This window comes from Achromobacter sp. E1, from assembly GCF_037039475.1.
GTDB classification, from domain to species: domain Bacteria; phylum Pseudomonadota; class Gammaproteobacteria; order Burkholderiales; family Burkholderiaceae_B; genus Achromobacter; species Achromobacter mucicolens.
The window spans coordinates 738,844-754,236 of the sequence record NZ_CP146253.1 but is presented as its reverse complement, the minus strand read 5'-3'; the positions used below and the strand labels follow the sequence as shown (position 1 = coordinate 754,236).

5 protein-coding genes, 2 tRNA genes and 6 rRNA genes are annotated in these 15,393 nt (G+C 56.3%); 2 read left to right on the top strand and 11 right to left on the bottom strand.

All coding sequences use genetic code 11. From position 1 onward, the window contains the following. The first annotated feature begins 95 nt into the window (after positions 1 to 95). On the top strand, positions 96 to 1,922 hold the full coding sequence (locus tag V6V88_RS03420) for an ATP-binding cassette domain-containing protein (protein WP_223574276.1): 1,827 nt from the start codon (positions 96 to 98) through the stop codon (positions 1,920 to 1,922). A gap of 100 nt (positions 1,923 to 2,022) precedes the next feature. On the opposite strand, the gene pyrC is transcribed toward V6V88_RS03420, so the two are convergent. Further along, positions 2,023 to 3,102 carry a dihydroorotase gene (pyrC, locus tag V6V88_RS03415; protein ID WP_128830111.1) on the bottom strand — a complete coding sequence of 360 codons (1,080 nt, stop codon included), beginning with the start codon at positions 3,100 to 3,102 and terminating at the stop codon, positions 2,023 to 2,025. Continuing rightward, the gene (locus tag V6V88_RS03410; protein ID WP_056569330.1) at positions 3,098 to 4,291 is read right to left on the bottom strand and encodes a M20 aminoacylase family protein; all 1,194 of its coding nucleotides are present in this window, start codon (positions 4,289 to 4,291) and stop codon (positions 3,098 to 3,100) included. The genes pyrC and V6V88_RS03410 overlap by 5 nt, the downstream gene beginning before the upstream one ends. Before the next feature lie 147 nt (positions 4,292 to 4,438). Between V6V88_RS03410 and V6V88_RS03405 the strand changes: the two genes are divergently transcribed. Then, entirely contained in the window at positions 4,439 to 4,717 is a 279-nt protein-coding gene (locus V6V88_RS03405; RefSeq protein ID WP_006217453.1) for an SWIB/MDM2 domain-containing protein, read from the top strand. 549 nt (positions 4,718 to 5,266) lie between these two features. Here V6V88_RS03405 and V6V88_RS03400 read toward each other — a convergent pair. The 9 genes from V6V88_RS03400 to V6V88_RS03360 form a co-directional block, all read right to left on the bottom strand. Next, positions 5,267 to 5,632, bottom strand: a complete 366-nt coding sequence (locus V6V88_RS03400; protein ID WP_056320734.1) for a hypothetical protein — start codon at positions 5,630 to 5,632, stop codon at positions 5,267 to 5,269. 162 nt (positions 5,633 to 5,794) lie between these two features. Then, positions 5,795 to 5,907 (bottom strand): 5S ribosomal RNA (gene rrf / locus V6V88_RS03395). A gap of 189 nt (positions 5,908 to 6,096) precedes the next feature. Then, positions 6,097 to 6,209, bottom strand: a 5S ribosomal RNA gene (rrf, locus tag V6V88_RS03390). Positions 6,210 to 6,412: 203 nt separating this feature from the next. After that, a 23S ribosomal RNA gene (locus V6V88_RS03385) occupies positions 6,413 to 9,297 on the bottom strand. A gap of 297 nt (positions 9,298 to 9,594) precedes the next feature. After that, a tRNA-Ala gene (locus V6V88_RS03380) sits at positions 9,595 to 9,670 on the bottom strand. A 24-nt stretch (positions 9,671 to 9,694) separates the two neighbouring features. Beyond that, positions 9,695 to 9,771, bottom strand: a tRNA-Ile gene (locus V6V88_RS03375). Between the two features lie 132 nt (positions 9,772 to 9,903). Further along, positions 9,904 to 11,434: ribosomal RNA gene (locus V6V88_RS03370) — 16S ribosomal RNA — on the bottom strand. A gap of 643 nt (positions 11,435 to 12,077) precedes the next feature. Beyond that, positions 12,078 to 12,190: ribosomal RNA gene (gene rrf / locus V6V88_RS03365) — 5S ribosomal RNA — on the bottom strand. A 203-nt stretch (positions 12,191 to 12,393) separates the two neighbouring features. Then, positions 12,394 to 15,278, bottom strand: a 23S ribosomal RNA gene (locus tag V6V88_RS03360). Together the 16S, 23S and 5S rRNA genes with 2 tRNA genes alongside form the textbook arrangement of a ribosomal RNA operon. Between the last annotated feature and the right edge of the window lie 115 nt (positions 15,279 to 15,393).

Below are 15,393 nucleotides of genomic sequence, written 5' to 3'. Positions count from 1 at the left end.
TCCCCCGGGGCGCCCGGCGGCAGCAAGACCGGGGCCTCGCGTTCCTGCGACAATACGCGCTGATCCGCTTAGCTGCCGCAGACACCAACAACCACATGGCCCTCGAAACTCTCATCACCCTGACCGACGTCCAGCTCGCGTATGGGCACCATCCGCTGCTCGACCATGCCGACTTCGCCATCCAGTCCGGCGAACGCATAGGCCTCATCGGCCGCAATGGCGCAGGGAAGTCCTCGCTCCTCAGGCTGCTCGACGGCCGCACGCAGCCAGACGACGGCGCCATCGCCCGCAGCTCCAGCCTGCGCGTGGCCACCGTCGAACAAGAGCCCGAGCTCGACGACAATGCCACGGTGTTCGATGTCGTGTGCAACACGGACGGCGACCACGAAGACTGGCAGCGCCCCTCGCGCGCGCGCGCCGTCATCGAAAAGCTGGGCCTGCCCGCCGATGTGCAAATCGCGGGATTGTCCGGCGGCACCCGCAAGCGCGTCGCCCTCGCCCGCGCCTTGATCGACGAACCGGATCTGCTGCTGCTCGACGAACCCACCAACCATCTGGACTTCGAAGGCATTGCCTGGCTGGAAGACATGCTGCGCGCCTGGAAAGGCGCCGCGGTCATCATCACCCACGACCGCCGCTTCCTGGATGCCGTCACCACCCGCATTGTCGAACTCGACCGCGGCCGTCTCTTGAGCTTTCCCGGCAATTTCTCGCAATGGCAGGAGCGCAAGGCGCAGTGGCTGGAGTCCGAGCGGCTGGAGCAGGCGCGTTTCGACAAACTGCTGGCACAGGAAGAAGTCTGGATCCGCAAGGGCGTGGAAGCGCGCCGCACGCGCAATGAAGGCCGAGTGCGCCGCCTGGAAAGCCTACGCGTGCAGCGCGCCGAACGCCGCGAGCGCGTCGGCAACGTATCGCTGGCGCTGGCCGAAGGCCAACGGTCCGGCAAGCTCGTGGCGGAACTCGAGCACGTCAGCAAGCGGTTCGGCGACAAGATCGTGGTCGACGACTATTCCACAACCCTGCTGCGCGGCGACCGCATTGGCATCATCGGACCCAATGGCGCAGGCAAGACCACTTTGCTCAAACTCATTCTGGGCGAACTGCAACCCGACACCGGCGCGACGCGGCTGGGCACCAACGTCGCAGTCGCCTACTTCGATCAGATGCGCGCGCAGCTTGACGAAAACGCCTCGCTCGTCGACATCATCAGTCCGGGTAGCGAATGGGTCGAGATCGGCGGGGTGCGCAAGCACGTGATGACCTATCTCGGCGATTTCCTGTTTTCGCCGGCACGCGCCGGCTCGCCCGTGCGCAGCCTGTCGGGCGGCGAACGCGCGCGCCTGTTGCTGGCGCGGCTCTTTGCGCGCCCCGCGAACGTGCTGGTGCTGGACGAGCCCACCAACGACCTTGACATCGAAACGCTGGAACTGCTGGAAGAGCTGCTGCAGGAATATGCCGGCACCGTGCTGCTGGTCAGCCATGACCGCGCCTTCCTCAACAACGTGGTGACTCAGACCATCGCCTACGAAGGCGACGGCCACTGGCGCGATTACGTGGGCGGTTACGACGAGTGGGTTTCACAGCGCCCCGCGCCCGCCACGCCGCAGACCGACGCCGACAAGACTGCCAAGTCCGCCGACGACAATGCCGCTCGCGCGAAAGCCGCGCGCCCCAAGCCTGCGAAGGCGGGCAAGATCAACGCCTGGGACCTGCGCGAACTCGAAGGCCTGCCTGACGCGATCGCCGCGCTCGAGGCCAAGCAGGCGGAACTGGCGGGCAAGCTGGCAGACGGCAGTCTCTATCGCGACGCACCGGACGAGGTCGAGCGCATCAATGGCGAACTTGCCAAACTGGAAGCCGAACTCGAAGAGAAATTCGCACGCTGGGAATTGCTCGAAGCTCGGCGCGACGGCACACTCTGACAGCACTGCTATATATAGATGGGCCGCTCGGCGGCACAAAAAAAGGGGTGACCGGCAAAGCCGCTCACCCCTTTTCACGTCGGCTCCAGCCGCAAGGCCCTCAAACGTGGGCGCGCCACTCCAGCGCTTCGCCGGCGGCAAGCGGGACGAGCGTCGTATTGCCGAACGCCAGTTCCTGAGGCACCTGGTAAGTTTCACGCGACAGCGTCAAGGTGCCGGTGTTGCGAGGCAGACCATAGAAATCCGGGCCGTGGAAGCTGGCAAACCCTTCCAGCTTGTCGAGCTTGCCTGCCGCCTCGAACGCGGTGGCATACAGCTCCATTGCATGCAGCGCGGTGTAGCAACCCGCGCAGCCGCAGGCATGTTCCTTCAGACCGCGCGCGTGCGGCGCACTATCCGTCCCCAGGAAAAAGCGCGGACTGCCGCTGGTTGCTGCCTCGACCAACGCAAGGCGGTGCGTCTCGCGCTTGAGAATCGGCAGGCAGTACCAATGAGGCCGCACACCGCCCTGGAAGATCGCATTGCGGTTGTAAAGCATATGCTGCGGCGTAATCGTCGCGGCAATCGGACCTTCCGCATCGCGCACGTACTCGGCGCCTTCCTTCGTCGTGATGTGCTCGAACACCACCTTCAATGCCGGAAAGGCGCGCCGCAACGGCTTCATCACGCGCTCGACAAAAATGGCCTCGCGGTCGAAGACGTCAATCGACGGATCCGTCACTTCTCCATGCACGAGCAACGGCATCCCACACTTCTGCAAGGCTTCCAGCGCCTTGGTGCACTTGCCCAGCAAATCGGTCACGCCCGCGTCCGAGTTGGTCGTGGCGCCCGCGGGATACAGCTTGACCGCATAGACGTGGCCCGATGCATGCGCGCGCACGATCTCTTCGGCCGGCGTGTTGTCAGTCAGGTAAAGCGTCATCAGGGGCGTGAACGAATCCGGGTTGACGCCCGTCTTCGCAAGCGCTTCCAGAATGCGGCCGCGATAGGCCAACGCCTGCTCCGTCGTCGTGACCGGGGGCTTCAGGTTAGGCATGATGATGGCGCGGGCAAACTGGCGCGCCGTATCGGCGACCACGGCTTCAAGCGCCGCGCCGTCGCGCAAATGCAGATGCCAGTCGTCGGGACGGGTGATGGTGAGTTGAGTCGTGCTTTGAGTAGACATGGAAGGCTTCTTAATCTGCCAGCGGCATGCCCCGTTCGGCCAGTGCGCAGAACATCGCGCTGCCTAGGGGAATGACGGCATCGTTGAAATCGAAATGCGGGTTGTGCAGCAAGCAGCCTGAATCGGCCCCGCCCTGGCCAAGGCGGAAATAAGCGCCCGGCTTGGCCTGCAACATGAACGAAAAGTCTTCGGAACCCATCGAGGGTACCAAATCGCGCACCACGTTTTCCTTGCCGATCATCTCGGTTGCGATGTCGGCCACCAAATTGGCGTGCTGAGGGGTGTTCAAAGTCGCGGGATAAATGCGCTCGTACACCACTTCGGCGGTGCCGCCGAACGCACCGGCAATTGCGCTCACTAGCTCGCGCATGCGCGTCTCGACCATTTCCTGGACCGACTTGCGGAATGTCCGCACCGTGCCCACCATCCGCGCTTCGCGCGGAATCACGCTCATCGCGCCGGGGTGGCCGGCCTGCACCGAACCGATCGACAGCACCGCCGAATCCAGCGGGTTCACGTTGCGCGAAACGATCGTCTGCAACGCCGTGATGATCTGACCCGCGATGGTCACCGGATCGATCGTCTGATAAGGATGCGCCCCGTGTCCGCCTCGACCTGTGATCAGGATCTCGAAGCGATCAGCAGCCGCCATCATCGGCCCCGGGTTGATGCCGATGGTGCCCGGTTTCAGGCCCGGCCAGTTGTGCAAGGCGTAGATTGCATCGCACGGAAAGGTGTCAAACAGGCCGTCCTCAAGCATGGCGCGTGCCCCGCCGCGCCCTTCTTCCGCTGGTTGAAAGATCAACACGGCCGTGCCATCAAAATTGCGCGTCTGCGCCAGATACTTGGCCGCGCCGATCAACACCGCCGTATGGCCGTCGTGACCGCAGCCGTGCATGAGTCCCGGCTTGGTCGACTTGTGCCCGAACGTGTTGTCCTCAGTCATGGGCAAAGCGTCCATGTCGGCGCGCAATCCGATCATGCGGCCGCTGTCGCACCGTTTGCCACGGATCACGCCCACCACACCGGTCTTGCCGATCCCACGGTGCACCTCGATGCCCAACGCTTCCAGCGCACCGGCGACGATGCCCGACGTGCGGACTTCTTCAAAACCCAATTCCGGATGAGCATGCAAATCGCGCCGAAGCGCCGTCAATTCGTCATGAAAAAGCCGAATCGATTCCAACGGAGAACGTGCGTACATAGGACGTTACAGAATGACGTGATAGTGGGGACGGTCGGTGCATTTTAGTTGCTACAGAGGATAAATGCCTTTGTCTTTACTGGAGAGACACGTTATGCTCCGGCCGCAGGACAATTTTTCCAACAGCCAGAGAAGGAGCGCCGCATTATGGCCACAACCTCCAAACCCGCGACCGCGCGCAAGCCGAACGCTGCATTCATGAAGCCGCTGACCCCCAGCGCCGAATTGGCCGCTGTCATCGGCTCGGAAGCCGTGCCGCGTACCGAGGTCACCAAGAAGATCTGGGAATACATCAAGAAGCACAACCTGCAAGATGCCAGCAACAAGCGCAACATCAACGCCGATGCCAAGCTGCGCCCGATCTTCGGCAAGGATCAGGTCACGATGTTCGAACTGACCAAACTGGTCAACGCACATCTGAAGTAAGCAGGCAAAGGGCGTACGGCGTACGTCCCTGCCTTTGGATTGTCGCGACGCCCTGGCTTCAGGCCGGGCGAGCTCAACGCCACCAAGCAAGCCCCCTCGCAGTGCCTCATCGCCACGATCGTGGACATTCCCGCTTGATTGAAAAGCCAGTTCGCCTGGTCTGACGTGCCGCTGCATGCCTGCACGCCGCGCTTCCTTACCCGCGTCACCAACTGCGCTCATGCCACACGCCGACAGACACACGAGGCGCCGCTAAGCTCGCTTCACGGTGCCCTCGTCGACCGCGAGGCCAGGCCGCGCTGGCGCACCGCCAGCCATCGTGTCACGCGGGCGCGAGCAGCTATCCCGCACCGCAGCTTTGACACCGCGTCACATCGAAGCTCGACGCATCCACGGCAACAACACCTCAACGACACCTCAACGACGTATCCACAACCTTGCCGCTGATCGCGCCCTGAAGGTGGGCGGCTGGTGGGCATCTCCCCACACGTTCATGCCATGCAAAAAGGCCGGCATCGCTGCCGGCCTTTCCAGGGGTACTACCAGTACTCACGCGTAAGACGTGGGCGCGCCACCTTCCAGCAACGACAGCCAGCCACGAATCAGACGATAGAGCACCCATACGATGGTTGCGGCCACGCCAATCCATCCGATGAAGATGAGGGTCGCGATCCCGCTGATGGCCAGCCACAGCAATGCCCACCAGAACGTGCGCAGAAGCCAGTCAAAATGAGCGGCGTACACGGTGCCTGCGGCGTCCGATCGCTTGAGATACATGAGCACCACAGCCGCAATCGTGGCGATGCCCAGAAATCCACTCGTCAGAAAGCCCAAGGCATACAAGCCATAGGCCACGTGGGTCAACGTGCGAAGGTCCAATGTCGTACCGGGCACGGGGGTCTGGGGTTCACTCACGATAACGCTCCAACGAATTGACTCGAACAATCTTACCGCACAAAGCCACCCCACCCACGGCCGTTGTTATTTGTGCACATCCAACATTGGCGCGGCTCGCAGGCCAACTGGAGTGCCAAAGACAAAGCCCCACCGGATACCGGTGGGGCTTTGAGGATAAGAGCTTGACGATGACCTACTTTCACAGACGTCCGTCCACTATCATCGGCGCAAAGGCGTTTCACTGTCCTGTTCGGGATGGGAAGGAGTGGGACCACCTTGCTATGGTCGTCAAGCGTAACTACTTGAGCAGTTGACACAACGGTCAACCGTTCGAATCTGGGGTACTGCAACGCGAACCTGACGCCCGCTTGAACTAAAGGGTTCGCAGCTCTCGCCGCAACCCACCTCTTGCCGCAACCGGCAGGGCTCTCACTAAAGACAAAACCCCGCAGGGGATACCTGCGGGGTTTTGAGCAATAAAAGCCTGACGATGACCTACTTTCACAGACGTCCGTCCACTATCATCGGCGCAAAGGCGTTTCACTGTCCTGTTCGGGATGGGAAGGAGTGGGACCACCTTGCTATGGTCGTCAGGCGTAACTGGTTGAGCAGCTGCGGGTTAGGCAACAGCTCCAATCTTGGAAGAAGCGCAACGCGTGGCGATCAGAGCCTGGGGCTCGATGATCGGCGCACGGTGGGGTGTAATTGTGTTGGCTGGCTGCTGACGGTGCAGCCAGTATTTTGTATTGAACGACACTTGGAACGCTATATCACCAGGTCAATAACCATCAGTGTTATAGGATCAAGCCTCACGGGCAATTAGTATCGGTTAGCTTAACGCATTACTGCGCTTCCACACCCGACCTATCAACGTCCTGGTCTCGAACGACCCTTCAGGGGGATCAAGTCCCCGGGATACCTAATCTTCAGACGAGTTTCCCGCTTAGATGCCTTCAGCGGTTATCTCTTCCGTACTTAGCTACCCGGCAATGCCATTGGCATGACAACCGGTACACCAGAGGTACGTCCACTCCGGTCCTCTCGTACTAGGAGCAGGCTCCGTCAAGTATCCAACGCCCACGGCAGATAGGGACCAAACTGTCTCACGACGTTTTAAACCCAGCTCACGTACCTCTTTAAATGGCGAACAGCCATACCCTTGGGACCGGCTACAGCCCCAGGATGAGATGAGCCGACATCGAGGTGCCAAACACCGCCGTCGATATGAACTCTTGGGCGGTATCAGCCTGTTATCCCCAGAGTACCTTTTATCCGTTGAGCGATGGCCCTTCCATTCAGAACCACCGGATCACTATGTCCTGCTTTCGCACCTGTTCGACTTGTCAGTCTCACAGTCAAGCACGCTTATGCCATTGCACTATCAGCACGATTTCCGACCGTACCTAGCGTACCTTCGAACTCCTCCGTTACACTTTGGGAGGAGACCGCCCCAGTCAAACTGCCCACCATGCACTGTCCCCGATCCGGATAACGGACCAAGGTTAGAACCGCAAACAAACCAGGGTGGTATTTCAAGGATGGCTCCACGTGATCTAGCGACCACGCTTCAAAGCCTCCCACCTATCCTACACAGGCCGGTTCACAGTCCAATGCAAAGCTACAGTAAAGGTTCATGGGGTCTTTCCGTCTAGCCGCGGGTAGATTGCATCATCACAAACACTTCAACTTCGCTGAGTCTCAGGAGGAGACAGTGTGGCCATCGTTACGCCATTCGTGCAGGTCGGAACTTACCCGACAAGGAATTTCGCTACCTTAGGACCGTTATAGTTACGGCCGCCGTTTACCGGGGCTTCGATCAAGAGCTTGCACCCCATCACTTAACCTTCCGGCACCGGGCAGGCGTCACACCCTATACGTCGACTTTCGTCTTTGCAGAGTGCTGTGTTTTTAATAAACAGTCGCAGCCACCGATTCTCTGCGACCCCATCATGCTAAGCGCGCAGGCGCTTCACACTACCGGGGTATACCTTCTCCCGAAGTTACGGTATCAATTTGCCGAGTTCCTTCTCCTGAGTTCTCTCAAGCGCCTTGGAATATTCATCCCGTCCACCTGTGTCGGTTTGCGGTACGGTCTCGTACAGCTGAAGCTTAGAGGCTTTTCTTGGAACCACTTCCGATCACTTCGCAAGCAATGCTCGCTCGTGCCATACCCTTGATTTACGCGCCCGGATTTGCCTAAGCGCCATCTTCGATACAGCAACAGGGACATCCAACACCCTGATGATTTTCCGCGATCCGTCCCCCCATCGCACTGTACGACGGTGCTGGAATATTAACCAGCTTCCCATCAGCTACGCATCTCTGCCTCGCCTTAGGGGCCGACTCACCCTGCGCCGATGAACGTTGCGCAGGAAACCTTGGACTTACGGCGAGGGGGCTTTTCACCCCCTTTATCGCTACTCATGTCAGCATTCGCACTTCTGATACCTCCAGCAGCCTTTACAAGCCACCTTCGCAGGCTTACAGAACGCTCTCCTACCGCGTGCACTAAAAGTGCACACCCGCAGCTTCGGTTTATCGCTTAGCCCCGTTACATCTTCCGCGCAGGACGACTCGATCAGTGAGCTATTACGCTTTCTTTAAAGGATGGCTGCTTCTAAGCCAACCTCCTGACTGTCTATGCCTTCCCACTTCGTTTCCCACTTAGCGATAATTCGGGACCTTAGCTGGCGGTCTGGGTTGTTTCCCTCTTGAGTCCGGACGTTAGCACCCGGTGCTCTGTCTCCCAAGCTGTACTTGCGGGTATTCGGAGTTTGCCATAGTTTGGTAAGTCGCCATGACCCCCTAGCTATAACAGTGCTCTACCCCCCGCAGTAATACTTGAGGCACTACCTAAATAGTTTTCGGAGAGAACCAGCTATTTCCAGATTTGTTTAGCCTTTCACCCCTATCCACAGCTCATCCCCTAATTTTTCAACATTAGTGGGTTCGGTCCTCCAGCACGTGTTACCGTGCCTTCAACCTGGCCATGGATAGATCATCTGGTTTCGGGTCTACACCCAGCGACTAAATCGCCCTATTCGGACTCGCTTTCGCTACGGCTTCCCTATTCGGTTAACCTTGCCACTGAATGTAAGTCGCTGACCCATTATACAAAAGGTACGCAGTCACCCCACAAGGAGGCTCCTACTGTTTGTATGCATACGGTTTCAGGATCTATTTCACTCCCCTTCCGGGGTTCTTTTCGCCTTTCCCTCACGGTACTGGTTCACTATCGGTCGATCACGAGTATTTAGCCTTGGAGGATGGTCCCCCCATCTTCAAACAGGATTTCACGTGTCCCGCCCTACTTGTCTTACGCTTAGTTCCACACACAGAATTTCGTCTACAGGGCTATCACCTGCTACGGCCGGACTTTCCATTCCGTTCGACTATCCTGCGCGCTAAAACGTAAAGGCTCATCCGATTTCGCTCGCCACTACTTTCGGAATCTCGGTTGATTTCTTTTCCTCGAGCTACTGAGATGTTTCAGTTCACCCGGTTCGCTTCCACTAGCCTATGTATTCAGCTAGGGATACTGCATTGCTGCAGTGGGTTTCCCCATTCGGATATCTGCGGATCAAAGCTTGTTTGCCAGCTCCCCGCAGCTTTTCGCAGGCTACTACGTCCTTCATCGCCTGTGATCGCCAAGGCATCCACCATATGCACTTAGTCGCTTGATCCTATAACGCTGTAGGCTATAGGACCTGAGTATTAGCGTTTGTGCCGTTCATAAGTTTCAAAGCAGTCTGAGGCTTATCACCCCAGTCTTGAGAACTTGGAACAAAAAATAATGCAATCACAACCCGTGCCCATCTTCATCAGCAACGCTGATTACTTGATGAACACATTTTCGTTGTGCTTCTTCCAGATTGTTAAAGAACAAATATAGCTGTTGGGTAAAACCCAACTCATAACGTCGTGACTGACGACACTATGAGTTGGCCTCTACATCGCCACCGGCGATCAATGAGAATCAATGGTGGAGGTGAACGGGATCGAACCGATGACATCCTGCTTGCAAAGCAGGCGCTCTCCCAGCTGAGCTACACCCCCATATTTCGCTTGCCGCGAAATACCTGGTGGGTCTGGTTGGATTCGAACCAACGACCCCCGCCTTATCAAGACGGTGCTCTAACCGACTGAGCTACAGACCCAAAACCTTCTCGGATCAGTAGTCAGGAAGCTGAAGACCTAGGGAAGATTCCCTCGACCCAAGCCTACAACTGATCCCAGCTATATCAAACAACCGATAAGAGTGGACGCTTAACACGAGCACATAAGCTCTGAAAGGAGGTGATCCAGCCGCACCTTCCGATACGGCTACCTTGTTACGACTTCACCCCAGTCATGAATCCTACCGTGGTAATCGCCCTCCTTGCGGTTAGGCTAACTACTTCTGGTAAAACCCACTCCCATGGTGTGACGGGCGGTGTGTACAAGACCCGGGAACGTATTCACCGCGACATGCTGATCCGCGATTACTAGCGATTCCGACTTCACGCAGTCGAGTTGCAGACTGCGATCCGGACTACGATCGGGTTTCTGGGATTGGCTCCCCCTCGCGGGTTGGCGACCCTCTGTCCCGACCATTGTATGACGTGTGAAGCCCTACCCATAAGGGCCATGAGGACTTGACGTCATCCCCACCTTCCTCCGGTTTGTCACCGGCAGTCTCATTAGAGTGCCCTTTCGTAGCAACTAATGACAAGGGTTGCGCTCGTTGCGGGACTTAACCCAACATCTCACGACACGAGCTGACGACAGCCATGCAGCACCTGTGTTCCGGTTCTCTTGCGAGCACTGCCAAATCTCTTCGGCATTCCAGACATGTCAAGGGTAGGTAAGGTTTTTCGCGTTGCATCGAATTAATCCACATCATCCACCGCTTGTGCGGGTCCCCGTCAATTCCTTTGAGTTTTAATCTTGCGACCGTACTCCCCAGGCGGTCAACTTCACGCGTTAGCTGCGCTACCAAGGCCCGAAGGCCCCAACAGCTAGTTGACATCGTTTAGGGCGTGGACTACCAGGGTATCTAATCCTGTTTGCTCCCCACGCTTTCGTGCATGAGCGTCAGTGTTATCCCAGGAGGCTGCCTTCGCCATCGGTGTTCCTCCGCATATCTACGCATTTCACTGCTACACGCGGAATTCCACCTCCCTCTGACACACTCTAGCTCGGTAGTTAAAAATGCAGTTCCAAAGTTAAGCTCTGGGATTTCACATCTTTCTTTCCGAACCGCCTGCGCACGCTTTACGCCCAGTAATTCCGATTAACGCTTGCACCCTACGTATTACCGCGGCTGCTGGCACGTAGTTAGCCGGTGCTTATTCTGCAGGTACCGTCAGTTTCCCGGGGTATTAACCCGGAACGTTTCTTTCCTGCCAAAAGTGCTTTACAACCCGAAGGCCTTCATCGCACACGCGGGATGGCTGGATCAGGGTTTCCCCCATTGTCCAAAATTCCCCACTGCTGCCTCCCGTAGGAGTCTGGGCCGTGTCTCAGTCCCAGTGTGGCTGGTCGTCCTCTCAAACCAGCTACGGATCGTCGCCTTGGTGAGCCGTTACCCCACCAACTAGCTAATCCGATATCGGCCGCTCTAATAGTGCAAGGTCTTGCGATCCCCTGCTTTCCCCCGTAGGGCGTATGCGGTATTAGCTACGCTTTCGCGTAGTTATCCCCCGCTACTAGGCACGTTCCGATACATTACTCACCCGTTCGCCACTCGCCACCAGACCGAAGTCCGTGCTGCCGTTCGACTTGCATGTGTAAGGCATCCCGCTAGCGTTCAATCTGAGCCAGGATCAAACTCTTCAGTTTAATCTCTGTATTTGTTTCGTATTCTTGGTCTGAATAAATCCAAACCAGGTCATACGTCGCTACTCAAAGGAAGTGAGGTATGTTCTTAAACTTGACGTCTAAGGTACTTCACTTCTAGTGAGCACTTGATTTCTTGTGCTTGCGATAAGGCCGAAACCCAATCGCTGCACTCGCATCAAGCGCCCACACTTATCGGTTGTTTAGTTGTTAAAGAGCGGTACTGCTAAATTCTGTACTACTGGTTTCTGCTCTCAACTTCGGCTAACTTCACGTTTGCGTCGTCGCTGTCGTTGCAGCAGAGAAACGAGATTATGAAGAAGTTTTTATCGCTTGTCAAGTCAGCTTCGCTTTTTGCTTTACGCAGTTGCGTCACTTGGCTTGCGGCGACCTCTTCAGGTCTCGCCAGGACTTTCGTCCTGCCCTAGCAGCTATCGAAATGTCAGGATAAACCCTGATCTTTCGGTAGCAGCCAAGCCCGTAACTATATCACCATTTTTGCAGCGATTGCAACCGGCTTCTGCCTAATTTGCACTCTGTCCTGCATCGCCGCCGAGCTGGAGAATCTCCTTCGGCTGCATGGAACATAGGTTCTCACTAAAAACAAACCCCCACAGGCTTACCTGTGGGGGTTTGCGCAATAAAAGCCTGACGATGACCTACTTTCACAGACGTCCGTCCACTATCATCGGCGCAAAGGCGTTTCACTGTCCTGTTCGGGATGGGAAGGAGTGGGACCACCTTGCTATGGTCGTCAGGCGTAACTGGTTGAGCAGCTGCGGGTTAGGCAACAGCTCCAATCTTGGAAGAAGCGCAACGCGTGGCGATCAGAGCCTGGGGCTCGATGATCGGCGCACGGTGGGGTGTAATTGTGTTGGCTGGCTGCTGACGGTGCAGCCAGTATTTTGTATTGAACGACACTTGGAACGCTATATCACCAGGTCAATAACCATCAGTGTTATAGGATCAAGCCTCACGGGCAATTAGTATCGGTTAGCTTAACGCATTACTGCGCTTCCACACCCGACCTATCAACGTCCTGGTCTCGAACGACCCTTCAGGGGGATCAAGTCCCCGGGATACCTAATCTTCAGACGAGTTTCCCGCTTAGATGCCTTCAGCGGTTATCTCTTCCGTACTTAGCTACCCGGCAATGCCATTGGCATGACAACCGGTACACCAGAGGTACGTCCACTCCGGTCCTCTCGTACTAGGAGCAGGCTCCGTCAAGTATCCAACGCCCACGGCAGATAGGGACCAAACTGTCTCACGACGTTTTAAACCCAGCTCACGTACCTCTTTAAATGGCGAACAGCCATACCCTTGGGACCGGCTACAGCCCCAGGATGAGATGAGCCGACATCGAGGTGCCAAACACCGCCGTCGATATGAACTCTTGGGCGGTATCAGCCTGTTATCCCCAGAGTACCTTTTATCCGTTGAGCGATGGCCCTTCCATTCAGAACCACCGGATCACTATGTCCTGCTTTCGCACCTGTTCGACTTGTCAGTCTCACAGTCAAGCACGCTTATGCCATTGCACTATCAGCACGATTTCCGACCGTACCTAGCGTACCTTCGAACTCCTCCGTTACACTTTGGGAGGAGACCGCCCCAGTCAAACTGCCCACCATGCACTGTCCCCGATCCGGATAACGGACCAAGGTTAGAACCGCAAACAAACCAGGGTGGTATTTCAAGGATGGCTCCACGTGATCTAGCGACCACGCTTCAAAGCCTCCCACCTATCCTACACAGGCCGGTTCACAGTCCAATGCAAAGCTACAGTAAAGGTTCATGGGGTCTTTCCGTCTAGCCGCGGGTAGATTGCATCATCACAAACACTTCAACTTCGCTGAGTCTCAGGAGGAGACAGTGTGGCCATCGTTACGCCATTCGTGCAGGTCGGAACTTACCCGACAAGGAATTTCGCTACCTTAGGACCGTTATAGTTACGGCCGCCGTTTACCGGGGCTTCGATCAAGAGCTTGCACCCCATCACTTAACCTTCCGGCACCGGGCAGGCGTCACACCCTATACGTCGACTTTCGTCTTTGCAGAGTGCTGTGTTTTTAATAAACAGTCGCAGCCACCGATTCTCTGCGACCCCATCATGCTAAGCGCGCAGGCGCTTCACACTACCGGGGTATACCTTCTCCCGAAGTTACGGTATCAATTTGCCGAGTTCCTTCTCCTGAGTTCTCTCAAGCGCCTTGGAATATTCATCCCGTCCACCTGTGTCGGTTTGCGGTACGGTCTCGTACAGCTGAAGCTTAGAGGCTTTTCTTGGAACCACTTCCGATCACTTCGCAAGCAATGCTCGCTCGTGCCACACCCTTGATTTACGCGCCCGGATTTGCCTAAGCGCCATCTTCGATGCAGCAACAGGGACATCCAACACCCTGATGATTTTCCGCGATCCGTCCCCCCATCGCACTGTACGACGGTGCTGGAATATTAACCAGCTTCCCATCAGCTACGCATCTCTGCCTCGCCTTAGGGGCCGACTCACCCTGCGCCGATGAACGTTGCGCAGGAAACCTTGGACTTACGGCGAGGGGGCTTTTCACCCCCTTTATCGCTACTCATGTCAGCATTCGCACTTCTGATACCTCCAGCAGCCTTTACAAGCCACCTTCGCAGGCTTACAGAACGCTCTCCTACCGCGTGCACTAAAAGTGCACACCCGCAGCTTCGGTTTATCGCTTAGCCCCGTTACATCTTCCGCGCAGGACGACTCGATCAGTGAGCTATTACGCTTTCTTTAAAGGATGGCTGCTTCTAAGCCAACCTCCTGACTGTCTATGCCTTCCCACTTCGTTTCCCACTTAGCGATAATTCGGGACCTTAGCTGGCGGTCTGGGTTGTTTCCCTCTTGAGTCCGGACGTTAGCACCCGGTGCTCTGTCTCCCAAGCTGTACTTGCGGGTATTCGGAGTTTGCCATAGTTTGGTAAGTCGCCATGACCCCCTAGCTATAACAGTGCTCTACCCCCCGCAGTAATACTTGAGGCACTACCTAAATAGTTTTCGGAGAGAACCAGCTATTTCCAGATTTGTTTAGCCTTTCACCCCTATCCACAGCTCATCCCCTAATTTTTCAACATTAGTGGGTTCGGTCCTCCAGCACGTGTTACCGTGCCTTCAACCTGGCCATGGATAGATCATCTGGTTTCGGGTCTACACCCAGCGACTGAATCGCCCTATTCGGACTCGCTTTCGCTACGGCTTCCCTATTCGGTTAACCTTGCCACTGAATGTAAGTCGCTGACCCATTATACAAAAGGTACGCAGTCACCCCACAAGGAGGCTCCTACTGTTTGTATGCATACGGTTTCAGGATCTATTTCACTCCCCTTCCGGGGTTCTTTTCGCCTTTCCCTCACGGTACTGGTTCACTATCGGTCGATCACGAGTATTTAGCCTTGGAGGATGGTCCCCCCATCTTCAAACAGGATTTCACGTGTCCCGCCCTACTTGTCTTACGCTTAGTTCCACACACAGAATTTCGTCTACAGGGCTATCACCTGCTACGGCCGGACTTTCCATTCCGTTCGACTATCCTGCGCGCTAAAACGTAAAGGCTCATCCGATTTCGCTCGCCACTACTTTCGGAATCTCGGTTGATTTCTTTTCCTCGAGCTACTGAGATGTTTCAGTTCACCCGGTTCGCTTCCACTAGCCTATGTATTCAGCTAGGGATACTGCATTGCTGCAGTGGGTTTCCCCATTCGGATATCTGCGGATCAAAGCTTGTTTGCCAGCTCCCCGCAGCTTTTCGCAGGCTACTACGTCCTTCATCGCCTGTGATCGCCAAGGCATCCACCATATGCACTTAGTCGCTTGATCCTATAACGCTGTAGGCTATAGGACCTGAGTATTAGCGTTTGTGCCGTTCATAAGTTTCAAAGCAGTCTGAGGCTTATCACCCCAGTCTTGAGAACTTGGAACAAAAAATAATGCA

What these genes read in the sequence shown, in the direction of transcription:
- V6V88_RS03420 (WP_223574276.1), top strand. Translation starts at nt 96, where the DNA reads ATGGCCCTCGAAACTCTCATCACCCTGACCGACGTCCAGCTCGCGTAT.
- V6V88_RS03410 (WP_056569330.1), bottom strand. Translation starts at nt 4,291, where the DNA reads ATGTACGCACGTTCTCCGTTGGAATCGATTCGGCTTTTTCATGACGAA.
- V6V88_RS03405 (WP_006217453.1), top strand. Translation starts at nt 4,439, where the DNA reads ATGGCCACAACCTCCAAACCCGCGACCGCGCGCAAGCCGAACGCTGCA.